Genomic DNA, 22,141 nt, shown 5'->3' with positions numbered 1-22,141 from the left:
CATGTCGTCCGTCCTGCTAAGCGTGAACAATCTGGTCAAGACCTACGGAACACGGAAGGCCGTCGACGGCGTCTCCTTCCGCGTGCTGGCCGGCCAGACCGTCGGCCTGCTGGGCCCGAACGGCGCGGGTAAATCGACCATCGTCGGCATGCTGTGCGGCCTGCTGGCGCCGGATGCCGGCGACATCGTCCTCGGCGGCGAGCGCGTCGCACCGGGCGCCGCCGCGGTCAAGCGCAGGATCGGCGTGGTGCCGCAGGACCTGGCGCTGTACGACGATTTATCCGCGCTGGAAAACCTGAAGCTGTTCGGCGCCCTGTACGGCCTGCGCGGCAAGCAGCTGGCCGAGCGGATCGAGACGGTGCTGGGGCAGGTGAACCTGGCGGACCGCGCGCGCGACAAGCCCGCCACCTATTCCGGCGGGATGAAGCGGCGCCTGAACATCGCCGCCGCCCTGATGCACGATCCGCAGCTCCTGATCCTGGACGAGCCCACCGTCGGCGTCGATCCGCAGAGCCGCAACGCCATCTTCGATACCCTGGAAGCCCTGCAGGCCCAGGGCAAGGCCCTGATCTACACCAGCCACTACATGGAAGAGGTGGAGCGCCTGGCCGACCACATCGTCATCATCGACCATGGCAAGGTGCTGGCGGACGAGAGCCCGGCTTCGCTGCACAGCCGGCTGGCGGCCCAGGCCGCGCTGCGCGTGGAACTGGCCGAGCCGGCGCATGCGTCGCTGCTGGATGGCCTGCGTGCGCATCGCGGTGTGATTTCATTGAGCTGCGATGCGCTGAGCGCCGACGGCGTCGCCCTCGACATCGGCCTGGCGCAGGCGGCCGACGCCTTGCCGGTGATGGGCTGGCTGCAGCAGGCCGGCTGCCGGCCGCTGCACTTCGCCACCGCACGCACCAGCCTCGAAGACATCTTCCTGGCCCTGACCGGCCGTTCCCTGCGCGACTAAGCCGAGCCGACATGACTGCCTTCTACGCCCTGATCCGCAAGGATCTCATCCTGTTTTTATCGGACCGCCGCGCGCTGGTGATGACCCTGGTGCTGCCGATCGTGATCGCGGCCTTCTTCGGCTCCCTGTTCCGCGGCAGCGCCAAGACCAGTGCGATCGAAGTCGCGCTGGTGCAGCAGGACACGAGCGAGATCGGGAATAAAATCGCCGCCGGGCTGAAAGCGGATCCGAATCTGCACATCACGGCGATGGCCATGGCGGACGCCGAAAAGGCGGTGCGCAAGGGCGACCAGAAAGTGGCGATCGTGCTGCCGGCGGGCTTTGGCGAAGCGGCCGGCGCGGCCCTGTTCGGCAACAGCAGGAAGCCCGGCATTCCGCTGCTGTACGACCCTTCGCAGCCGGCCGTGCTGGGCATGGTCAAGGGCATGCTGACGCAGCAGGTGATGTCGGTCGTGAGCGCCGAAATGTTCGGCGGGAAGATGGGCCAGGAGATCACCGCGCGCAGCATGCAGCAGCTCGACGAGCAGGCGAAGACGGACCCCGACAGCAAGGTCATTCGCGACATGCTGGCCAGCGTGCAGAAGTACCAGGCCTTGCCGGCCAGGGACGGCGCGGCGGCCGGTCCCTCGAAAGGCATGACCATGCCCTTCACCACGCTGGATCGACAGCTCTCCAGCGGCATCGCGGAGCAGGGCTACAACGCCTACGCGCACGCCTTCGCCGGCATGGGTGTGCAGTTCATTCTGTTCATGGGCATCGACATGGGCATCGGCATCCTGCTGGCCCAGCGCAGCGGCGTCTGGAACCGCCTGCTGGCGGCGCCTGTGGGCCTGGCCCAGGTGCTGCTGGCGCGCGCGGCTTCCGGCGCCATCATCGCCTTCGCGCTGCTGTGCATCGTGTTCACGGTGGCGGTGTTCGTGTTCGGCGTGCACATAGCCAGCCTGCCGGGCTTCCTCGGCATGGCCTTGTGCTTCGGCGTGCTGACCGCCTGCCTGGGCCTGCTGATCGCGGCCTTCGGCAAGACCCCGGAAGCCGCGCGCCGCATCGCCATGTTCGCGATCCTGATCATGGTGATGCTGGGCGGCGCCTGGATGCCGTCCTTCCTGTTCCCGGCCTGGATGCAGCAGCTGACGCTGGCGGTGCCGACGCGCTGGGCGATCGATGGGCTGGATGCGGTGACCTGGCGCGGGCTGGATGCGATGGCGGTGCTGCCGGCGATGGGGGTGCTGGCGGGATTTTCGCTGCTGTTTGCGCTGCTGGCGGTGTGGAAGTTCAAGCGCAGCTAGTCGTCGTTCCCGCGGAGGCGGGAACCTAAGTTTGCTTGCGTTTCGTTAGCTCACGCAGAACTTGGGTTCCCGCCTTCGCGGGAACGACGGGGTCAGAGATTCGGCGCCAGGTAACGCTCGACATCCTCTTTCGGCAAGCCACGCCGCGCCGCCATGTCATCCAGCTGGTCCTGCCCGATCTTCCCGACCACGAAGTACTTCGACTCCGGGTGCGAGAAGTAGAAGCCCGACACCGCCGCCCCCGGATACATCGCGAACGACTCCGTCAGGGCCATGCCGATCTCCTCGGCCTGCAGCGTCTTGAACAGCGCCGCCTTGACCGTGTGCTCCGGGCAGGCCGGGTAGCCTGGCGCCGGGCGGATGCCGACGTAGGCTTCCTTGATCAGCTGCTCGTTGCTCAGGTTTTCCAGCGGCTCGTAGCCCCACAGGTCGGTGCGCACGCGCTCGTGCATGTACTCGGCAAAGGCTTCGGCGAGGCGGTCGGCCAGGGCTTTCACCATGATCGACGAGTAGTCGTCGCCTTCAGCCTCGAAGCGCTTCTCGATCTTTTCGGCGCCCAGGCCGGCCGTCACCGCGAACATGCCGATGTAGTCGGCCACGCCGGATTCCTTCGGCGCGATGAAGTCGGACAGGCACTGGTTCGGGCGCTGCACGCCGTCGACCGCCGGCTTCACGCCCTGCTGGCGCAGGCCGTACCAGGTGAAGGCGACCTCGCTGCGGGTGTCGTCGGTGTAGACCTCGATGTCGTCGTCGTTGACCGTATTGGCCGGCAGCAGGGCGACCGCGCCGTTGGCCGTCAGCCAGCGCCCGTCGACGATCTTCTTCAGCATCGCCTGGCCTTCCTCGAACACCTTGGAAGCCGCTTCGCCCACCACTTCGTCGGTCAGGATGGCGGGGTAGGGGCCGGCCAGGTCCCAGGTCTGGAAAAAGGGAGCCCAGTCGATGTAGCGCGAAAGCGTGCCCAGGTCGACGTTCTTGAAAACGCGGCGGCCGACGAACTTCGGCTTCACGGGCGCGTAGTCCAGCTTCGCCTTGTTGGCGCGCGCCTGTTCCAGGCTCACCATCGGCAGCGCCTTCTTGTTGGCGTGCTGCTCGCGGATGCGCTCGTAGTCCACCGCCAGCTCGGCCACGTAGGCGTCGCGCGAATCCGCGGTCACCAGGGCCTGGCCCACCGACACCGAACGCGAGGCATCCGGCACGTAGACCACCGGGCCGTCGTAATGCGGCGCGATCTTCACCGCGGTGTGGGCGCGGCTGGTGGTGGCGCCGCCGATCAGCAGCGGCACCTGGCGCTCGCGGAACCAGGGGTCGCGCTGCATTTCGCGCGCCACATAGGCCATCTCTTCCAGCGAAGGCGTGATCAGGCCGGACAGGCCGATGATGTCCGCGTTCTCTTCCTTGGCCTTGGCCAGGATCTCGGCGGCGGGCACCATCACGCCCATGTTGACGATCTCGAAGTTATTGCATTGCAGGACCACGGAGACGATGTTCTTGCCGATGTCGTGCACGTCGCCCTTCACGGTCGCGATCACCATCTTGCCCTTCGGCTTGGCGACGATGCCGGTGCGCGCTTCCTCGGCCGCCTTCTCCGCTTCGATGAAGGGGATCAGGTGGGCCACGGCCTGCTTCATCACGCGCGCCGACTTCACCACCTGGGGCAGGAACATCTTGCCCTGGCCGAACAGGTCGCCGACCACGTTCATGCCGTCCATCAGCGGGCCTTCGATCACCTGGATCGGGCGTCCGCCCTCGGCGGCGATCGCAGCGCGCGCTTCCTCGGTATCCTCGACGATCCACTGCGTGATGCCGTGCACCAGCGCGTGCGCCAGGCGCTTGCCGACCGGGGCCTCGCGCCATTCGAGATTCGCTTCCTGCTTGTTCCCGCCGGCTTTCAAAGTGCCGGCGAATTCGATCATGCGCTCGGTGGCATCCTTGCGGCGGTTCAGCACCACGTCCTCGACGCGCTCGCGCAGCTCGGGCGCCAGGTCGTCATAGACGCCGATCATGCCGGCGTTGACGATCCCCATGGTCATGCCGGCCTTGATCGCGTGGTACAGGAACACGGTGTGGATGGCTTCGCGCGCCGGGTCGTTGCCGCGGAAGGAGAAGGACACGTTCGACACGCCGCCCGACACCTTCGCGTGCGGCAGGTTCTCGCGGATCCAGCGCGTGGCATTGATGAAGTCGACCGCGTAGTTGTCGTGCTCCTCGATGCCGGTGGCGATCGCGAAGATGTTCGGGTCGAAGATGATGTCTTCGGGCGGGAAGCCGACCTGCTGCGTCAGCACCTCGTAGGCGCGCTTGCAGATCTCGGTCTTGCGCTCGAAGGTGTCGGCCTGGCCTTTCTCGTCGAAGGCCATGACGATCACGGCGGCGCCGTAGCGGCGGCACAGCTTCGCCTGGCGGATGAATTCTTCCTCGCCTTCCTTCATCGAGATCGAGTTGACGATGGCCTTGCCCTGCACGCACTTCAGGCCGGCCTCGATCACGCTCCACTTCGAGGAGTCGATCATGATCGGGACGCGCGAGATGTCCGGCTCGGACGCGATCAGGTTCAGGAAGCGCGTCATGGCCGCCTGCGAATCCAGCATCGCCTCGTCCATGTTGATGTCGATGACCTGGGCGCCGTTCTCGACCTGCTGGCGCGCCACCGACAGCGCCTCGTCGAACTGCTCGTTCAGGATCATGCGCGCGAAGGCCTTGGAGCCGGTCACGTTGGTGCGCTCGCCGACGTTCACGAACAGCGAGGCGTCGTCGATGGTGAAGGGCTCCAGGCCCGACAGGCGCAGCGCGGTCGGCACTTCCGGCACGGCGCGCGGCGTGGCTTTCGCCATGGCGTCGGCGATGGCCTTGATGTGTTCCGGCGTGGTGCCGCAGCAGCCGCCGGCCACGTTGACGAAGCCGGCATCCGCGAATTCGCGCAGCAGCGCCGAGGTATCGGCCGGCAGCTCGTCGAAGCCGGTGTCGCTCATCGGATTGGGCAGGCCGGCGTTCGGATAGATGCAGACATAGGTGTCGGCGATCGTCGACAGCTCCTGCGCGTACGGGCGCATGAGCGCAGCGCCCAATGCGCAGTTCAGGCCGATGGTCAGCGGCTTCGCGTGGCGCACCGAATTCCAGAAGGCCGGCACGGTCTGGCCCGACAGGATGCGGCCGGAGGCGTCGGTGACGGTCCCGGAAATCATCAGCGGCAGGCGCGGCGTCCCGGGATGCTCGTCGAAGTACTGGTCGATCGCGAACAGCGCGGCCTTGCAGTTCAGGGTGTCGAAGATGGTCTCGACCAGCAGCAGGTCGACGCCGCCGTCGACCAGGCCGCGCAGCTGCTCGTAATAGGAAGCGACCAGCTGGTCGAATGACACGTTGCGCGCCGCCGGGTCGTTCACGTCCGGCGAAATCGAGGCGGTCTTCGGGGTCGGGCCGAGGGCACCGGCGGCGAAGCGCGGCTTGTCCGGGGTCGAGTATTTGGCGCAGGCGGCGCGCGCCAGCCTGGCGGCTTCCACGTTCATCTCGTAGACCAGCGCCGCCATGTGATAGTCGTCCTGGGCGATGCTGGTGGCGCCGAAGGTGTTCGTCTCGATCAGGTCGGCGCCGGCCGCGAGGTAGCGCTCGTGGATCTCCTGGATGATCTGCGGCTGGGTCAGGTTCAGCAGCTCGTTGTTACCCTTCACGAACAGCTCGCGGGCGCCGCTTCCTTCCGGCGCGCTGAAGTTCGCGAAACGTTCGCCCCGATAAGCCTGCTCGTCGAGCTTGTACTGCTGGATGATCGTGCCCATCGCGCCATCGAGGATCATGATGCGGCGCGCGAGGATCTCGCGCAGCTGGGCGTCGGCGGGGGAGGTGGCGTGGGCGGCGGTGGTCATCGTCAGTTCTTCCAGGCGGGTTTTACAGAGGCGGGTCTTCGATTATACCTTTACTAGCAGAGTTTGTTCCCCTGTCAAGCAGGTGCTGACGATCGGCGCAAACGTAAAGACGTTTGTATCTTTATGTATCAAAAGGCCTGTTGTTACAGTGCGATACAAAACGAGGCCTATTAGCAATTTCCCGGATACATACAGAGACGACAATTAATTCCATGGAGCCGCCGCTGGCGCGGCCCCTAGTCCAAATCGAACGGAATGGGCGGACCCGTCGTCCGCCGCCTCAATGGGAAGAATTGAAATGAACAAAGAATATGTGCCTGAGTGGGACCAGCCGGCGACCCGCACTGAAGAAAGCACGTCCAAGCAGAACGCTGTCAGCGGCGTGAAGCAGATCGTCACCATCCGCCTGGATGTGGACATGCTGGAATGGTTCAAGTCGGCAGGTCCGGGCTACCAGACCCGCATCAACCAGGTCCTGCGCGAATACATGGAAGCCAATCGCGTGCGTGCTCAAGGCGAGCAGCACTAAGCGAAAAAAGGGGGCGTTGGCCCCCTTTGTTTTTATCCGAAGTCTTTATTCGAACGACACGCCGTCGAACGAAAATCCCTTCAGGAACTCCCCGGCCGCCAGGCGCTTGCCGCCCGGTTTCTGCAGCTCCGTCAGGCGCAGCGCGCCTTCCCCGCAAGCCACCACGATGCCCTGGGCATCTGCCGACAGCACCTGGCCGGGCCGGCCCTTGCCATCCACTGCCTGGGCATTCCAGATCTTGACGGTCACGCCACCCGCCTGCGCATGCGCGCCCGGGAAGGGATTGAACGCCCGCACCTTGCGCGCCAGCTCGAGGGCAGGGCGGGCCAGATCCAGCTTCGCCTCTTCCTTGCTGATCTTGGCGGCATAGGTCACGCCTTCTTCCGGCTGCGGCTCGGCCTGCAGGCCGCCGGCCGCCATCCGCTGCAGCGCATCGACGATCATGCGGCCGCCCATCTCGGCCAGCTTGTCGTGCAGGCTGCCGGTGGTGTCCGTGTCCAGGATGGGCAGGCGCTCCATCAGCAGCATCGGGCCGGTATCGAGGCCTTCTTCCATCTCCATGATGGTCACGCCGGTCTCGGGATCGCCGGACTCGATCGCACGGTGGATGGGCGCGGCGCCGCGCCAGCGCGGCAGCAGCGAACCGTGGATATTGATGCAGGGCTTGATATCGAGGGTGGCGCGCGGCAGGATCAGGCCATAGGCCGCGACCACCATCACGTCGTAATCCGTGGCCAGCAGGCGCTCGTGCGCGGCTTTGGCTTCCTCGGCGCGCTGGGCATCCTTGCTGTCCATCCGCAGGGAGAGCGGCTGCAGCACTTCGATGCCGTGGGCCAGTGCGACCTGCTTGACGGCGGACGCCTGCAGCTGCATGCCGCGCCCGGCCGGGCGGTCCGGCTGGGTCAGCACCAGGGGAATCTCGAAACCGGCCTCGATCATCGCACGCAGCGCGACAGCGGCAAACTCGGGCGTGCCAGCGAAGACGGCCTTCATGCGCGCCGCCATCAACGACGGCCGGCGGCCCTGGGCCCGCTGTTTTGCAGGGCGCGTTCTTCCTTCTGCAGCTTGGTCTTGATGCGGTTGCGCTTCAGCGGCGACAGGTATTCGACGAAGACCTTGCCCATCAGATGGTCCATCTCGTGCTGGATGCAGACCGCCAGCAGGCCATCGCATTCCATCTCGAAGGGCTTGTTGTGCTGGTCGACGGCCTTCACCTTGACGCGCGCGGGGCGCTCGACGCCGTCGTAGATGCCGGGCACCGACAGGCAGCCCTCGTCATAGACCTGCTTTTCCGGGCTCGACCAGGTGATTTCCGGGTTGATGAAGACGAGCAGGCCGTCGTGCGTCTCGGTGGTGTCGATGACGATCACCTGTTCGTGCACGTCGACCTGGGTGGCGGCCAGGCCCACGCCCGGGGCGTCGTACATGGTCTCGGCCATGTCCGCGACCAGCGTTTCAAGGCGCGCGTTGAATTCGGTGACCGGGCTGGCCACTTTGTGCAGGCGCGGGTCGGGATAGCGGAGGATGTTCAGTAAGGCCATGGTTCTCGATTAATCTGTTTATTCTGGTGGTCATGCGTAGATGGGGTGTCCGCCATGCCCGTTCAAGCCTGTACAATTGTTTCCGCACAGACATAAAAGCAACACGTCGCGCTGGTAGCGGAACGCGCTTGTCTTGCTAGTTCATGGATTTGTGGGCAGAATTTGATTCAGTTCGGCAACCCTTTAGTCCATCAAGCCTTTGATCCGGCGTGCGGTCAGGGATCGTTTGCCGCGTACGCTTAGCCGCACTTTACGGACACTTTGATGAAAAATTTTAGCACAGGCGTGGTCCGATCGCTCACCGGCCGCACTGCCGCCGCCGCCCTGGCTGCCTTCCTGGCGCTGCCCGCCCAGGCCGCGCCGGTCTCGACCGCCCCTCACTGCAGCTTCCGTCCGAACGCGCCCGACCAGCACGTCGTCGTGAAGCGCGATACCTTGTGGGATATTTCGGGCAAGTTTCTCGAGCATCCCTGGTGCTGGCCTGAAGTCTGGGGCATGAACCGCGACGAGATCCGCAACCCGCACTGGATCTACCCTGGCCAGATCATCTACTTCGACCGCGTCCACGGCCGCCTGACGCTGACCAGGCCGGGCGCCAATGACCCCGACGCCGGCCTGCCGCCGGTCACGAAGCTGTCGCCCCAGATCCGCACCGAGGCGCTGGAGCGCGGCGCGATTTCCTCGATCCCGTCGAGCGCGATCGAACCCTTCCTGACCCAGCCGCTGGTGATCGAGCCGGGCGAGCTGGATGCCGCGCCGCGCATCGCCGCCGCCCCGGAAACCCGGGTCTACCTGGCCGAAGGCGACCGCATCTACGTGCGCGGCGCCCTGAACGGCGCCACTTCCTTCCAGGTCTTCCGTCCGGGCAAGCCCCTGGTCGACCCCGACACCGGCAAGGTCGTCGCCCACGAGGCCGCCTATGTGGGCACGGCCAGACTGGTCAAGGAAGCCGGGCCGGGCGTGGACGTGCACAGCTTCGTCGTCACCAGCTCGGTGCAGGAAATGGGCGTGGGCGACCGCCTGCTGCCGACCCCGCCCATGCCGCTGCGCAATTACGTGCCGCATGCGCCTGCGCGTCCGGTCACGGCCCGCATCATGGCCATGGCCAGCGAATCGAATTACGCCTCCCAGAGCCAGGTCGTGACTGTCAACCGGGGCGCACTTGACGGACTCGATGTCGGCTCCGTCCTGCAGCTCTATCATCTCGGGAAGACGATCCAGGACCCGGGCGGCAGCAAAGGCATCCTCGGCTTCGGCAAGTCGACGATGCGGATGCCGGACGAGCAGTTTGGCGAACTGTTCATTTTCCGGGTGTTCGGCCATGTCTCGTATGGACTGGTCATGCAAGTGACGTTGCCGGTGGAGATAGGCGACGTGGCGAAATCACCGGAGTAATTCCGCCGTGCAGGACACGGACCCCCACACCCCCTACAAAGCGGCCGCTGCAGTCAATCCAGCGGCCGCGACGTTGTTGGACGACGTCCGGCTGGCGGCCTGGCTGCGCCTGGAACGCACAAGCGGCATCGGCCCGCGAACGGCGTGCAAGCTGCTGGATGCCTTCGGCTGTGCCGAAGCCACCTTCGAGGCAAGCTGCGACGAACTGGCCGCCGTGATCGGCCCAGCCCTGGTGCGCTCGCTGAAGGCGCCGATGTCAAGGGACACGCAGCAGCTGATCGAGGCCACGCTGCACTGGCGCGCACAACCAGGCCACCACGTGCTGGCGCTGGGCGAGCCCGGCTATCCCGCGCTGCTGGCGCATATACCCGATCCGCCGCTGCTGCTCTATATAAATGGGCGCGCGGAATTGCTCGATGCGCCGATGCTGGCCATGGTCGGCAGCCGCAACGCCAGCGTCCAGGGCAAGGCGAATGCGCTGGCCTTTGCCGAGGCGCTGTCCGGCGCCGGCCTGTGCATCGTGTCCGGCCTGGCGCTGGGCATCGACGCCGCCGCCCATGAAGGCGCCTTGAAAGGCGGCGGTTCGACCGTCGCCGTGACCGGCACCGGCCCGGACCTGGTCTACCCGGCGCGCAACCGGGCGCTGTGCGAACGCATCGCCGCGGAAGGCTGCATCGTCAGCGAGTACCCGGTCGGCACGCGTCCGCTGCCCGGCAATTTCCCGAAGCGCAACCGGATCATCAGTGGACTGGCGGCCGGGGTGCTGGTGGTCGAGGCGGCGGCGCAATCCGGTTCACTGATCACGGCGCGCCAGGCCGCCGAGCAGGGCAGGGACGTGTTCGCGATTCCCGGCTCGATCCACGCGGCGCTGGCCAAGGGCTGCCACATCCTGATCCGCGAAGGCGCCAAGTTGGTCGACACGGCGGCCGACGTCTTGGAGGCGATGGCCTGGTCGCCGCTGGTGCGCGCGCCTGCCGCGGCGGTGGCGGCAAAGCGCCCCGGCGAGGCGGTCCCGGACGGCAGCGAGGCCTTGCTGGCGGCGCTCGGTCATGACCCGGTCGAACCCGATATGCTTATTGCATCGATGAATATCAGCCCCGCATTATTGAGCAGCCAATTGCTTGCGCTCGAGCTCGCTGGACTGCTGGAAAGGCGGCCTGGTGGCAGGGTGCAAAGAGTGGTGAAGTGAGTAGCGAAGCGGATAAGGCCGATAAACAACGATGATGTTTCTAGACGGCAGCTGACCTTGTGACGCACTTGTGCCGGGGCGAACTTAGCTGCTACAGTAGCGTCACCATGTTCGACATCCTAGTCTACCTTTACGAGACGTACTACCGTCCCGATGCCTGCCCAGAGCCGGAGGCCCTGGCACGCAAGCTGTCTGCCGTCGGTTTCGACGATATCGAAATTTCCGAGGCGCTGGACTGGCTGAACGGTCTCACCGAAATGGCCGGGACGATCAACCCCGCCCTGGAATCCAGCGGCACCCGTTTCTATGTTTCGCAGGAACTCGACACCCTCGGCAGCGCCGCCGTCGGCTTCATCCAGTTCCTCGAGCTGGCCGGCCTCCTTACCGCCTGCCAGCGCGAGATCGTCATCGAACGCGCACTGGCGCTGGACGAATCCCCGGTTACCCTGGGCAAACTGAAAATCATCGTCCTGATGCTGCTGTGGAGCCAGGGCAAGGAGCCGGACGCGCTGATGTTCGACGACCTGTTCGGCGCCGACGAAGACGAGGATGCGGAACCGCGCCTCCTGCATTGAGAATTCATAAATGTAACGACGAAAACGGCGCTGCGGCGCCGTTTTTTCTTGCAATAAAGCAAGATGCAGCGTATTTTTCCTCTGCAACTAAAAGCGCCTGACAACCCTTCAGGGCGAGACGATGCAAGGCCGCCATGAGGTTTTGTCAGGCGCTTTACGAGGCACAGTCTACTTGCGGAGTGCGTGGCAACCCGCTTATCATTTGCCGCAATCCGGTAATTGTTACCAATAAGCTATCAATAGACGGGAATCGCCGGGATGCACTTCCCGATCCGTCTGGCCGCCGTCATGTATGATGCGCGAGCCGCGACTATCGAACACACAGAGAAACCATATGACCAAAGCCCTCATCATTGCCGAGAAGCCCTCCGTGGCGAACGACATCGCCAAGGCGCTCGGCGGCTTTACCAAGCACGATGAGTATTTCGAATCCGACGAATACGTCCTGTCGTCCGCCGTCGGCCACCTGCTGGAAATCGCGGTGCCCGAGGAGTACGACGTCAAGCGCGGCAAGTGGAGCTTCACCCACCTGCCGATGATCCCGCCGTACTTCGCGCTGAACCCGATCGCCAAGACCGAATCGCGCCTCAAGGTGCTGAACAAGCTGATCAAGCGCAAGGACGTCACCACCCTGATCAACGCATGCGACGCGGGCCGCGAAGGGGAGCTGATCTTCCGCCTGATCGCCCAGAACGCCAAGGCCAAGCAGTCGGTCAAGCGCCTGTGGCTGCAGTCGATGACGGCGAACGCGATCCGCGACGGCTTCGCCCACCTGCGCAGCGACGAAGAGATGATGCCGCTGGCCGACGCCGCGCGCTGCCGCTCGGAAGCCGACTGGCTGATCGGCATCAACGGCACCCGCGCCATGACCGCCTTCAACTCGAAGGAAGGCGGCTTCTTCCTGACGACGGTGGGCCGCGTGCAGACCCCGACCCTGTCGATCGTGGTCGAGCGCGAAGAAAAGATCCGCAAGTTCGTGCCGCGCGATTACTGGGAAGTGCGCGCCGAGTTCGTCTGCGCCGCCGGCGTCTACGAAGGCCGCTGGCTGGACACGAAATTCAAGAAGGACGAGAACGATCCGGAAAAGCGCGCCGAGCGCCTGTGGAGCAAGGCCGCCGCCGAATCCATCGTCGTGGCCTGCCACGGCAAGCAGGGCGTCGTCACCGAGGAATCGAAGCCGACCACCTCGATGGCCCCGGCGCTGTTCGACCTGACCTCGCTGCAGCGCGAAGCCAACGGCCGCTTCGGCTTCTCGGCCAAGAACACCCTGGGCCTGGCCCAGGCGCTGTACGAAAAGCACAAGGTCCTGACCTACCCGCGTACCGATGCGCGCGCGCTGCCGGAAGACTACATCCCCACCGTCAAGCAGACGCTGGAAGTGCTGAAGGAGAGCTCGAACTACAACCAGTTCGCCAAGCAGATCCTCGACAAGGGCTGGGTCAAGCCGAACAAGCGCATCTTCGACAACAGCAAGATCTCGGACCACTTCGCGATCATCCCGACCGGCGTGGTGCCGAAGAACCTGTCCGAGCCGGAACAGAAGCTCTACGACCTGGTCACGCGCCGCTTCATGGCTGTGTTCTTCCCGGCCGCCGAGTTCCTGGTCACGACCCGCTACACCGAAGTCTCGGGCCACCAGTTCAAGACCGAAGGCAAGGTCATGACCAACCCCGGCTGGCTGGCCGTGTACGGCAAGGACGCCGCCGCCGGCGACGACAAGGACGGCGCCAGCCTGGTCCCGGTCGCCAAGGGCGAGAAGGTGCTGGCCGACAAGGTCACGCCGAACGGCCTGGTCACGAAACCGCCCGCACGCTACAACGAAGCGACCCTGCTGTCGGCCATGGAGGGCGCGGGCAAGCTGGTCGACTCCGACGAGCTGCGCGACGCCATGGCCGGCAAGGGCCTGGGCACGCCGGCGACGCGGGCGGCCATCATCGAGGGCCTGCTGACCGAGAAATACCTGCTGCGCGAAGGCCGCGAGATGATCCCGACCGCCAAGGCGTTCCAGCTCATGACGCTGCTGCGCGGCCTGGGCGTGAACGAACTGACGGCGCCGGAACTGACCGGCGAGTGGGAATACAAGCTGTCGCAGATGGAAAAAGGCAATATCACGCGTGAAGAGTTCATGCGCGAGATCGCCCAGATGACCCAGATCATCGTCAAGCGCGCCAAGGAATACGACAACGACACCATCCCGGGCGAGTACGCGACCCTGAAGACGCCGTGCCCGAACTGCGCCGGCGTGGTCAAGGAAAACTACCGCCGCTTCGCCTGCACCAAGTGCGACTTCTCGATGTCCAAGGTGCCGGGCGGCCGCCAGTTCGAGATCGAGGAAGTCGAGGAACTGCTGCAGAACCGTACCATCGGTCCGCTGCAGGGCTTCCGCTCGAAGATGGGCCGTCCGTTCGCCGCGGTGCTCCGCATCGTGCGCGACGAGGACATCCACAACTACAAGCTGGAGTTCGACTTCGGCCAGGACAAGGACGAAGGCGAGGGGGGCGAAGGCGTCGACTTCACGGGCCAGACAGCCCTTGGTCCGTGCCCGAAGTGCAGCGGCGGCGTCTTCGAGATGCCTCTGGCCTACGTGTGCGAGAACAGCGTGGCCAGGCCCAAGACCTGCGACTTCCGCAGCGGCCGCATCATCCTGCAGCAGGAAATCCTGCCGGAGCAGATGGCCAAGCTGCTGAACGACGGCAAGACCGACCTGCTGCCGGCCTTCGTGTCGCAGCGTACGCGCCGTTCGTTCAAGGCCTTCCTGGTGCGCGGCAAGGACGGCAAGATCAGCTTCGAGTTCGAGGAGCGCAAGGCCAAGCCGGGCGCGAAACCCAAGGCGGCTGCCGCGGGTGCGGACGAGGGCGAGGGCGGCGATGTTGCGGTAGCGGCCAAGAAGACCACGGCGCGCAAGGCGCCGGCCAAGGCTGCCGCCAAGACGGCCGCCAAAAAGGCGCCTGCAAAGACGGCCGCGGCGAAGAAGCCGGCGGCCAAGCGGGCGGCGAGCACGGCGAAGTAAGCCGGCCTGCCGGCTTCAATGAAACCGCGGACGTTTGTTCGCGGTTTTTTTTCGTCCGTCGCCCGGCTTGGAACCTATCCCGGCAGGCGCGCCGGCAGCGACTCCCGTCTACTGGGATAGCTTTTTAGTGCTTGTCCTTCTTGTCCTTCCCAAGCTCCCGCCAGTCGCCCTCATTCAGCTCGACGTCGAATTTCTTGGCGGCCGCCCGGATACGTCCCCAGGCCTCGTCTCGCTCCTGGTCCGTCACGCCCTCGACCTGGTCGAAGCGGGCGACGGCATTGCGTACATGGCTGGCGTCTTCCAGCGGTTCCTTGCGATGTTTGGGAAAGGCGAATTGCCGGCCCGGGATCTCGTCCCGGTTTTCCTGGTCCAGTTTGCTCATCGGGCCTCCTCAAGGTGAATGAAGATTATGCCCCTGACAGCAATGCGCCGGCGGACGTTTGCCCCGGCCACGAAAACCGGGAATCGCTTCTTGGTTTTCTTGTAATCGACTGCGTAAAAGTGTCTCAAAAATTTAACGAAATAGAGAAGAAATATCACGATATGACGCAAATCAGGTATATTGCCGCATGGCAATCGAACTCAGCCGAGCGATTCGCGCCTCCTGTCAAGCAAATTACTCAATTCCCAACACTGAAATGCGATTATCCGACCTCAAAATTGCAACCCGCCTGCGCCTCGGCTTTGGCGTGGTCCTGGCCATCCTGATCTGGCTGGTAAGCCAGTCTTACTTCAACTTCGCGCGGCTGGGCGACGCCAATGCGATGAACATCCACACCTATCAGGTGCTGGGCGAGGTCGATGCCGCCCTGGGCGCCCTGGTGGATGTCGAAACCGGCGAACGCGGGTTTGCATTGACCGGCAAGGAGGCCTCGCTCGAGCCCTACACCGCCGGCAAGGAAAGCTTCCGCCAGCACCTCGACGCCGCCCGCAAGCTGACCGCCGACAACCCGCACCAGCAGGACCGCCTGCAGCGCCTGGGTGCGGAACAGCAGAAATGGATCGAGAACGCGATCGACCCGACCATCAAGCTGCGCCGCGCCGCCCAGGATGCGGAGATGGGCCCCGTGGTCGCCGCCGAGCAGGAAGGCAAGGGCAAGCAGGGCATGGACGCGATGCGCAAGCTGGTGGCCGACATCAAAGCCGAGGAATCCGGCCTGATGGGCGAGCGCGCCAGGACTGCGGACGCGCTGGCGCTGACGATGTCGCGCACCCTGATCGGCGGCGGCATCCTTGCCGTCCTGCTCGGCGCGACGGTCGCGATCTGGCTGGGGCGTAATATCACCGTGCCGCTCGCCGATGCGGTGCGCGTCGCCCGCCGCGTGGCCGAGGGCGACCTGACCGGCACCGTCGAGGTGCGCTCGAAGGACGAGACCGGCCAGTTGATGGCTGCCCTCAAGGACATGAATACGGCCTTGCTGGACATCGTGACCCGCGTGCGCACGGGCACCGACACCATCGCCACCGCCTCCACCGAAATCAATGCCGGCAACCAGGACCTGTCCTCGCGTACCGAGCAGCAGGCCAGCTCGCTGGAAGAGACGGCGTCGTCGATGGAAGAGCTGACCTCGACGGTCAAGCAGAATGCCGACAATGCGCGCCAGGCAAACCAGCTGGCGGTGACGGCGTCCGAGAACGCGGTGCGCGGCGGTGCGGTCGTGGCCCAGGTGGTCGACACGATGGGCTCGATCAACGAATCGGCGCGGCGCATTGCCGACATCATCGGCGTCATCGACGGCATCGCCTTCCAGACCAACATCCTGGCGCTGAACGCGGCGGTCGAGGCGGCCCGTGCCGGCGAGCAGGGCCGCGGTTTCGCGGTCGTGGCTTCCGAAGTGCGCAACCTGGCCCAGCGTTCCGCCGCCGCGGCCAAGGAGATCAAGGGCTTGATCGGCGATTCGGTCGAGAAGGTCGAAACCGGATCGCGCCTGGTCGACCAGGCCGGCGCCACCATGGAAGAGGTGGTCGGCAGCGTCAAGCGCGTGTCCGACATCATCGGCGAGATCGCCGCCGCCAGCGACGAGCAGCGCGCCGGCATCGAGCAGGTGAACCAGGCGATCGTCCAGATGGACCAGGTGACCCAGCAGAACGCCGCACTGGTCGAACAGGCCGCCGCGGCGGCCGAGGCCATGCAGGATCAGGCGGCCAGCCTGGCCGGGCTGGTGGGATCCTTCCGCACCGGCGCCGACCTCCAGGAAGCCGCGGCGCACCCGGTCCGTGCAGGCCGTCCTGCCATCGCCCCGGGCGTGCCGGCGGCGCTGCCGCCGGCACGCCCGGCGCCTGTCCGAAAAGCGGGGCCGAAAAAGGAGCCGGTCATGGCCGGGGAAGAATGGGAAACCTTTTAAGCCGACGGCAGGCATAAAAAAAACCGCGAATCCCTTCGCGGTTTTTTTACGCCTGCCGCACTCGGCGGCGGCGCCAGAAAACCTATTCCTGCCAATCCTGCAGCGCCTTGATCGCCGCCTCCCCGTTGCGGATCGCCTTCACGCGGCGCACGATCTCGGCGCGGTAGGCCTCTTCGGCGTCCTGCTCCGATTCGTCGCTGTCGGTCAGCAGCAGCTGCATCAGCAGATGCTTGTCGGCGGCGGACAATTGCTGAATTTCTGCGGCCAGTTCGGCAACGGTAGACATGCTTAATGCTCCTAACAGGAAATTATGACCAAATGATAACGTAGAGTTTAATGCATGTCGACAGGGACCATGTTGTCCGTTGGTTTCCTGTCGATCAGCTTGTTATCGGGGTCGATACCGGCCCGCGCCGGACGGCCGTCCACCACCAGCGTGACGGTCTGCGCACGGCGCTCGACCAGGCGGCGTTCGCGCGCCAGCGAGTTGCCGTTGTCGTCGTCGACGCCGAATTCGATCCAGTCCTTGAGCGGCACTTCACGTTCCTCGCCCAGCTCGCCGGCGCGCACCTTGCCGGCCTTGGCGCGGATCGTCACGGCGTATTTGCCGTCCGGGCGGCGTTGCGCGCCGGCGCTGTCGGCGCGGTTTTCGTACAGGACGATGGACTCGAACAGGTCGTCGATCAGGTAGGCCTTGTCGGGCGGGGTGACCGCGCGCAGCTTCTCGACCAGGGTGGTGACGCTCGGGTAGGGCGGCCCGCGGAAGGCGTGTTCCGCCAGCAGCTGGCGCAGGACGCCGTTCACGGCTTCCTCGCCCACCAGGTCCTGCAGCAGGTACATCGCCAGGCTGCCCTTGCGGTAGTGGATGTAGGGCTGGTCCTCGTTCTGCGCCAGCGGCAGCTCCTTGCGCGTCTCGATCGCCCGGCCCATCAGGTATTCCTCGAGGTCGTAGCGCAGGAAGCGCCGCATCCTGCTGGAGCCGAAGGTGCGCCGCATCGTCATCAGCGCCGTGTACTCGGCCAGGCTCTCGGAGAGCACGGTGGCGCCGCGGCTGCCGGCGCCGATCAGCTGGTGGCCCCACCACTGGTGTCCGACTTCGTGCGCGGTGATGTAATAGGGATAGTCGATGTCCTTGCGCGATTCCGGATCGACTTTGGCGATGAAGCCGGCGCTTTCCGAGAAGGCGATGACGCCCGGCGCCGCCTGCGCATAGGCGGCGTAGCGCGGGAATTCGGCGATGCGCAGCTCGCGGTGCTGGTAGGGGCCGAACTGCGTCGAGCCGTATTCCAGCGCGGCCTTGGCGCCGCGGATCATGCGGTCGACATTGTAGTCGTGGCCAGGCTGGTGGTAGACGTCGATGGTCACGTCCTGCCAACGGTCGTGCCGCACTTCGTAGCGCGCCGACTGGAAGGTATAGAAGTTCAGGATCGGCTTGTCCATCCGGTAGTGGAAGTAGTGGCGGCCCTTGGCCATCCACTCGCTGTCCAGGGTGCCCGGCGCCACCGCGATCTGGTCGAGGCTCGTGCTCACCACGGCGTCGAAGCGGATCCAGTCGGCGTCGCCGCCGAGGTAGTTGCTGGCCTGCGCGGATGCATCCTCGCGCGCCGCCATGCGCTCCTTCGGCGCCAGGCCGTGGCGCTTGCGGTCGCGGTCGTCCTGCAGCTCGATGCGCTGCTGGTAGCCGATGTGGGGCAGGATGTCGTTATTGAAGAAGGTGCCGTTGGCCACCACCGCGGTGTCGCGGCCCAGGCCCAGCACGCCGCCGGGCGCGTCTTCGAGTTCGAACTCGAGGGCGATGCGGGCGCCGGCCGCCAGCGGCGTGGCCAGGGCATAGCGGTAGAAGCCGCGCCTGGCGTCGGCCTCCACCAGGCGCACCGGCTGCGAGAAGCGCGGACGCAGCGTCGGTCCCGGGCGCTGGCTCAGGAACAGGTCGGCGACCGGTGCGCCGCTGCGGTTTTCCAGCTGGTAGGCGCCTTTTATTTTCAGGGTGCGGCTGGCCGGCAGGATGTCGACCTGCAGGTCGACGCTGGCGATGCGCGGTTGCGCCACCTTGGCGTAGCGGCGGTAGCGCAGCTCGTATTCGGCGCGCAGGCGGTCCTTGGTCCAGGCGGACTGGTAGGCGCCGACGTGTTCCAGGTTGTACCAGAGGAGGGCGCCGGACCCCAGGAACAGCAGCGCGCCCAGGCCGAAGGCGCCCAGCACGCCGGGGCTCAGGCGCTGGCGCGCCAGCTGCAGGCGCTCGCGGAAGCTGTCGGACACGCCGCGCGGCCACAACACCACTGCCGCCGCCAGCAGCACCAGCGCAGCGCCGCCCCAGTACACCAGCAGTGCGCGCTGCAGGGCCAGGTAGTGGCCGAAACCGTTCATCGCCGAATAGGTCACATCCGGCAGTGCGCCGTACAGCAGCATCGGGTGGTCGAGGCCGAGCGAGCCGAGGGTGATGCTGGCGATGTAGTACAGCACCAGCACGAAGTAGCCGAGGTATTTGTGGTTCAGGATCGCCTGCACCGCGATCGCCAGCACCGCGAGCAGGGCGTACTTGGGCAGCAGGACGCCGAACAGGGTGAGCAGATAGAGGCCGGGCTCCAGCGCCACGTAGCCGCGGGACAGCTGGATCAGCATCCCGCACACCATCGCCACCAGCAGCAGCACGGCCTGCAGGCCGACCAGGGCCAGGGTCTTGGCCGCCAGCGGCAGCCAGCTCGGCACCGGCAGCGCGTCCAGCATCAGCGACATGCGCGCTTCGCGCTCGCGCCAGACCATCTCGCCGGCATAAAAGGTGGTGACGATCAGCAGGAACAGCGCGAAGACGTCGCGCACCAGTTCCAGCACCATGTAGGTGACCGGATAGGTCTTGGTGCCGAAGATGGCGCCCAGGTCGAGCGAGCTGACCACCAGCACCAGCACGCCGGCCAGCGCGATGACGGCGAAGTAGATGTTCTTGACCGATTCGCGCAGGTCGAGCCAGGCCGATTTGACGAGCAGGAAGCTGAGGCGGCGCGCCACGAAGTCCGGCGCCTCCTTCGTGCCGCCCGCCGGCTGGGAATAGGGAGTCGCCGCGGTCTCGCCTTCGCCGCGTGCGGCCGCACGCCGGGTGGCGGGGCTGGAGATGAAGCTGAAGCGCCAGTAACCGAGCAAGAGCACAATTAACGCGAACGCCGACCAGATCAGGCGGTTCGCCAGGTAGACGCCCTCGAAAGGGATCATGCGCGCATTGCGCTCGGCGATGGTCCAGTACTCGGTCAGGCGGATCAGGGCGGTGGTGCCGAAGGGATCGATCAGCGCCGCCAGGGTCTTGTAATCGAGGTCGCGCGCCAGCGAGGGCGCGACCAGGTAGCCGATCATCATCACCACGCCGGCCACGTACACCGGCAGCATGCGCCGCGTCAGGGCCGCCAGCACGAAGAAGATGGCGCCGAAGATGAACAAATTCGGCAGCAGCGTCAGGAAGTAGGGCTGCAGGTAGGCCAGCGCCTTGAAGGCGCCCACGCGCGAAGGATCGACCCCGGGCAGCAGGGCGCCCAGCAGGTTGCCCAGCACGATGGAGGCGAACACCACCGCCAGCGTGGCCAGCGCGCCCAGGTAGCGCCCGAACACGTAGGCGTGCTTGGGGATGGGTGCGCTGAAGAAGAAGTGATGGGTTTCGTATTCGAAGTCCTGCTGCACCGAGCGGCCCATCACGGCGGCCGCCACCACGATGCCGAAGCAGCCGAGGAAGGCCGAGGACAGGGCCACCTGGCGCGGGCCGTTGACCAGCACCCGGCCGCCGAAGGAGATCGTGAAGTCCTTGAAGGCGCCGCCGGCGGCCGCCACCCACAGCATGGCCAGGGCCAGGAAGGCGAAGAAGTAGATCCAGGTGGACAGCAGTTTCAGGCGCTGCCGTGCTTCGAACAGCGCGATGGCGTAAAGCGCGCGCATGGTATCAGCAGTTCCCTGCGAGAGCGTTGTGGCGGCCGGCGATGGTGGCGAAATAGACGTCTTCGAGGGTCGGGTGGATCGGCTCGAAATCGTCGCCCGGATAGCGCTCCGCATACACGTGAATCATCGGGCGTCCGCTCAGCAGGCGCGTGGAGATGACGGTGTGGCGCTTCTGGAAGGCGAGCAGTTCCGGCTTGTTGACGAAGCGGGCCCAGATCTTCCCCTCGATGCCTTCGATGAGCTTTGCCGGCTCGCCGCACAGCAGCACGTGGCCCTTGTTGATGATCGCCATGTTCGCGCACAGGTCGGCGACGTCGGACACGATGTGGGTCGACAGGATCACGGTCTTGTCCTGGCCGATGTCGGACAGCAGGTTATGGAAGCGCACCCGCTCCTGCGGGTCGAGGCCGGCGGTCGGCTCGTCGACGATGATCAGCTGCGGGTCGCCCAGCAGCGCCTGGGCGATGCCGAAGCGCTGCTTCATGCCGCCCGAGAAGGTGCCGAGGCGCTGGTCGCGCACCTCGAACAGGTTGGTTTGCTGGAGCAGGCCGTCGACGACTTCGCGGCGCCGCGCGCGGTTCGCCAGGCCCTTCAACTGCGCAAAGTGGTCGAGCAGTTCGTAAGCAGTCACTTTCGGGTAAACGCCGAAATCCTGCGGCAGGTAGCCGAGCAGGCGGCGCACTTCGTCCTTTTCGTCGAGGACGTCGATATCGTCCAGGAACACGGAACCGGAATCGCATTCCTGCAAGGTCGCGAGGATCCGCATCAGGGTCGATTTGCCGGCGCCGTTCGGCCCGAGCAGGCCGAACATCCCGGGCGGGATGCGCAGCGTGACCCCGTCCAGCGCCACCACGCCGTTGGCGTAGGTCTTGGACAGATGGCGGATTTCTAATTCCATAGTGAGAATCTACGTACTTTGATGACTATTGCATTGTATTAAAAATGAGCTGCGGGGGCAGAGCCCATGCGACACACGGCAGTTTCACCGGCCCAGAGTGCAAAAATGCGGCATTGAGGCGCAGCGGAAACAGCACTCCAGCATACGCCAGCGAAAAATCCCTGTCTAGTTTGACAACTTCCTTTCGCTGCCTGGATGGGGGTATAGTTGCTTCCATGGATACCATCATCAAGGACAAGATCCTGGCCGTGAGCCGCCAGGGCCGCACCCGCATCGAGGCGACCGACTGGTTCCGCGTCGCCACCGGGCTGCATTACCTGGCCGGGCTGATGACCAAGGAGGCGATCGATTTCGCGAAGGTCGACCGCGAATACAACCGCTTCGTCTACCAGAGCATCGGCGGCGGCCACACCATCACCAGCATCCTGCAGTTCATGAGCGGGGAGAAGGTGCTGCCGACCCTGCAGTCGCCGCGCTTCATGGCGGTGTTCGGCGAGAGCTGCCCCGAGGTGCCGGCCGATTCGATTCCGTTCCTGCTGGAGCTGAACCTGGGGGTGGCGAAGAACATCTCGAAGCTGGAGGTGGCGGGGCCGGTGCACGACTGGCTGCAGCGGCAGAAAGGCGGCACGATATAATA

At 65.4% G+C, this 22,141-nt stretch carries 16 protein-coding genes; 9 read left to right on the top strand and 7 right to left on the bottom strand.

What is annotated here, in order from left to right; translation table 11 throughout:
- The first annotated feature begins 1 nt into the window (after position 1).
- Both ACFPO9_RS21920 and ACFPO9_RS21915 read left to right on the top strand, forming a co-directional pair.
- On the top strand, positions 2–958 hold the full coding sequence (locus ACFPO9_RS21920) for an ABC transporter ATP-binding protein (RefSeq protein WP_379774889.1): 957 nt from the start codon (positions 2–4) through the stop codon (positions 956–958).
- Between the two features lie 11 nt (positions 959–969).
- Positions 970–2,244, top strand: coding sequence for an ABC transporter permease (locus tag ACFPO9_RS21915; RefSeq protein ID WP_379774887.1), 1,275 nt, complete (start codon positions 970–972; stop codon positions 2,242–2,244).
- 92 nt (positions 2,245–2,336) lie between these two features.
- Here the strand turns inward: ACFPO9_RS21915 and metH are convergent, their stop codons facing one another.
- Positions 2,337–6,104: a methionine synthase gene (gene metH / locus ACFPO9_RS21910; RefSeq protein ID WP_379774885.1), complete on the bottom strand. Its 3,768-nt coding sequence runs from the start codon at positions 6,102–6,104 to the stop codon at positions 2,337–2,339.
- 298 nt (positions 6,105–6,402) lie between these two features.
- On the opposite strand from metH, the gene ACFPO9_RS21905 reads away from it, so the two are divergent.
- On the top strand, positions 6,403–6,633 hold the full coding sequence (locus ACFPO9_RS21905) for a BrnA antitoxin family protein (RefSeq protein WP_465263313.1): 231 nt from the start codon (positions 6,403–6,405) through the stop codon (positions 6,631–6,633).
- Positions 6,634–6,678: 45 nt separating this feature from the next.
- On the opposite strand, the gene fmt is transcribed toward ACFPO9_RS21905, so the two are convergent.
- A complete protein-coding gene (gene fmt / locus ACFPO9_RS21900) occupies positions 6,679–7,626 on the bottom strand; it encodes a methionyl-tRNA formyltransferase (RefSeq protein WP_379774880.1) in 948 nt (315 codons plus the stop codon).
- 11 nt (positions 7,627–7,637) lie between these two features.
- Positions 7,638–8,174 (bottom strand): peptide deformylase, encoded by a 537-nt coding sequence (def, locus tag ACFPO9_RS21895; RefSeq protein WP_379774879.1) that lies wholly within the window; start codon positions 8,172–8,174, stop codon positions 7,638–7,640.
- Positions 8,175–8,438: 264 nt separating this feature from the next.
- Here def and ACFPO9_RS21890 point away from each other — a divergent pair, with 264 nt between their 5' ends.
- The 4 genes from ACFPO9_RS21890 (at position 8,439) to ACFPO9_RS21875 (ending at position 14,343) form a co-directional block, all read left to right on the top strand.
- Positions 8,439–9,569, top strand: a complete 1,131-nt coding sequence (locus tag ACFPO9_RS21890; protein WP_379774877.1) for a LysM peptidoglycan-binding domain-containing protein — start codon at positions 8,439–8,441, stop codon at positions 9,567–9,569.
- Positions 9,570–9,645: 76 nt separating this feature from the next.
- On the top strand, positions 9,646–10,758 hold the full coding sequence (gene dprA, locus ACFPO9_RS21885; protein ID WP_379774874.1) for a DNA-processing protein DprA: 1,113 nt from the start codon (positions 9,646–9,648) through the stop codon (positions 10,756–10,758).
- Between the two features lie 107 nt (positions 10,759–10,865).
- On the top strand, positions 10,866–11,333 hold the full coding sequence (locus ACFPO9_RS21880; RefSeq protein WP_379774871.1) for a Smg family protein: 468 nt from the start codon (positions 10,866–10,868) through the stop codon (positions 11,331–11,333).
- A gap of 334 nt (positions 11,334–11,667) precedes the next feature.
- Entirely contained in the window at positions 11,668–14,343 is a 2,676-nt protein-coding gene (locus ACFPO9_RS21875; RefSeq protein WP_379774868.1) for a DNA topoisomerase III, read from the top strand.
- Positions 14,344–14,467: 124 nt separating this feature from the next.
- On the opposite strand, the gene ACFPO9_RS21870 is transcribed toward ACFPO9_RS21875, so the two are convergent.
- Positions 14,468–14,725: a DUF6582 domain-containing protein gene (locus tag ACFPO9_RS21870; protein ID WP_379774865.1), complete on the bottom strand. Its 258-nt coding sequence runs from the start codon at positions 14,723–14,725 to the stop codon at positions 14,468–14,470.
- A gap of 256 nt (positions 14,726–14,981) precedes the next feature.
- Here ACFPO9_RS21870 and ACFPO9_RS21865 point away from each other — a divergent pair, with 256 nt between their 5' ends.
- Positions 14,982–16,688 (top strand): methyl-accepting chemotaxis protein, encoded by a 1,707-nt coding sequence (locus ACFPO9_RS21865; RefSeq protein ID WP_379774862.1) that lies wholly within the window; start codon positions 14,982–14,984, stop codon positions 16,686–16,688.
- An 82-nt stretch (positions 16,689–16,770) separates the two neighbouring features.
- Here ACFPO9_RS21865 and ACFPO9_RS21860 read toward each other — a convergent pair whose 3' ends face one another.
- From ACFPO9_RS21860 to ACFPO9_RS21850, 3 genes are read right to left on the bottom strand one after another with little or no spacing between them, the layout of a single operon-like run.
- Positions 16,771–16,974, bottom strand: a complete 204-nt coding sequence (locus ACFPO9_RS21860; protein WP_379774859.1) for an addiction module protein — start codon at positions 16,972–16,974, stop codon at positions 16,771–16,773.
- A 47-nt stretch (positions 16,975–17,021) separates the two neighbouring features.
- Positions 17,022–20,606, bottom strand: coding sequence for an ABC transporter permease/M1 family aminopeptidase (locus tag ACFPO9_RS21855; RefSeq protein WP_379774856.1), 3,585 nt, complete (start codon positions 20,604–20,606; stop codon positions 17,022–17,024).
- Between the two features lie 4 nt (positions 20,607–20,610).
- The gene (locus ACFPO9_RS21850) at positions 20,611–21,504 is read right to left on the bottom strand and encodes an ABC transporter ATP-binding protein (RefSeq protein ID WP_379774853.1); all 894 of its coding nucleotides are present in this window, start codon (positions 21,502–21,504) and stop codon (positions 20,611–20,613) included.
- A gap of 215 nt (positions 21,505–21,719) precedes the next feature.
- Between ACFPO9_RS21850 and ACFPO9_RS21845 the strand changes: the two genes are divergently transcribed.
- Positions 21,720–22,139, top strand: coding sequence for a hypothetical protein (locus tag ACFPO9_RS21845; protein WP_379774851.1), 420 nt, complete (start codon positions 21,720–21,722; stop codon positions 22,137–22,139).
- Positions 22,140–22,141: the final 2 nt, after the last annotated feature.

Origin of the sequence: Massilia aerilata (assembly GCF_042656905.1) — a bacterium.
Lineage (GTDB): Bacteria > Pseudomonadota > Gammaproteobacteria > Burkholderiales > Burkholderiaceae_D > Telluria > Telluria aerilata.
Note: the sequence above shows the minus strand (reverse complement) of the source record. Positions and strands in the feature narration are given on the sequence as shown.

Coding starts and splice junctions, on each gene's coding strand:
- ACFPO9_RS21920 (WP_379774889.1), top strand. CDS start 2: ATGTCGTCCGTCCTGCTAAGCGTGAACAATCTGGTCAAGACCTACGGA.
- ACFPO9_RS21915 (WP_379774887.1), top strand. CDS start 970: ATGACTGCCTTCTACGCCCTGATCCGCAAGGATCTCATCCTGTTTTTA.
- metH (WP_379774885.1), bottom strand. CDS start 6,104: ATGACCACCGCCGCCCACGCCACCTCCCCCGCCGACGCCCAGCTGCGC.
- ACFPO9_RS21905 (WP_465263313.1), top strand. CDS start 6,403: ATGAACAAAGAATATGTGCCTGAGTGGGACCAGCCGGCGACCCGCACT.
- fmt (WP_379774880.1), bottom strand. CDS start 7,626: ATGAAGGCCGTCTTCGCTGGCACGCCCGAGTTTGCCGCTGTCGCGCTG.
- def (WP_379774879.1), bottom strand. CDS start 8,174: ATGGCCTTACTGAACATCCTCCGCTATCCCGACCCGCGCCTGCACAAA.
- ACFPO9_RS21890 (WP_379774877.1), top strand. CDS start 8,439: ATGAAAAATTTTAGCACAGGCGTGGTCCGATCGCTCACCGGCCGCACT.
- ACFPO9_RS21880 (WP_379774871.1), top strand. CDS start 10,866: ATGTTCGACATCCTAGTCTACCTTTACGAGACGTACTACCGTCCCGAT.
- ACFPO9_RS21875 (WP_379774868.1), top strand. CDS start 11,668: ATGACCAAAGCCCTCATCATTGCCGAGAAGCCCTCCGTGGCGAACGAC.
- ACFPO9_RS21870 (WP_379774865.1), bottom strand. CDS start 14,725: ATGAGCAAACTGGACCAGGAAAACCGGGACGAGATCCCGGGCCGGCAA.
- ACFPO9_RS21865 (WP_379774862.1), top strand. CDS start 14,982: ATGCGATTATCCGACCTCAAAATTGCAACCCGCCTGCGCCTCGGCTTT.
- ACFPO9_RS21860 (WP_379774859.1), bottom strand. CDS start 16,974: ATGTCTACCGTTGCCGAACTGGCCGCAGAAATTCAGCAATTGTCCGCC.
- ACFPO9_RS21855 (WP_379774856.1), bottom strand. CDS start 20,606: ATGCGCGCGCTTTACGCCATCGCGCTGTTCGAAGCACGGCAGCGCCTG.
- ACFPO9_RS21850 (WP_379774853.1), bottom strand. CDS start 21,504: ATGGAATTAGAAATCCGCCATCTGTCCAAGACCTACGCCAACGGCGTG.
- ACFPO9_RS21845 (WP_379774851.1), top strand. CDS start 21,720: ATGGATACCATCATCAAGGACAAGATCCTGGCCGTGAGCCGCCAGGGC.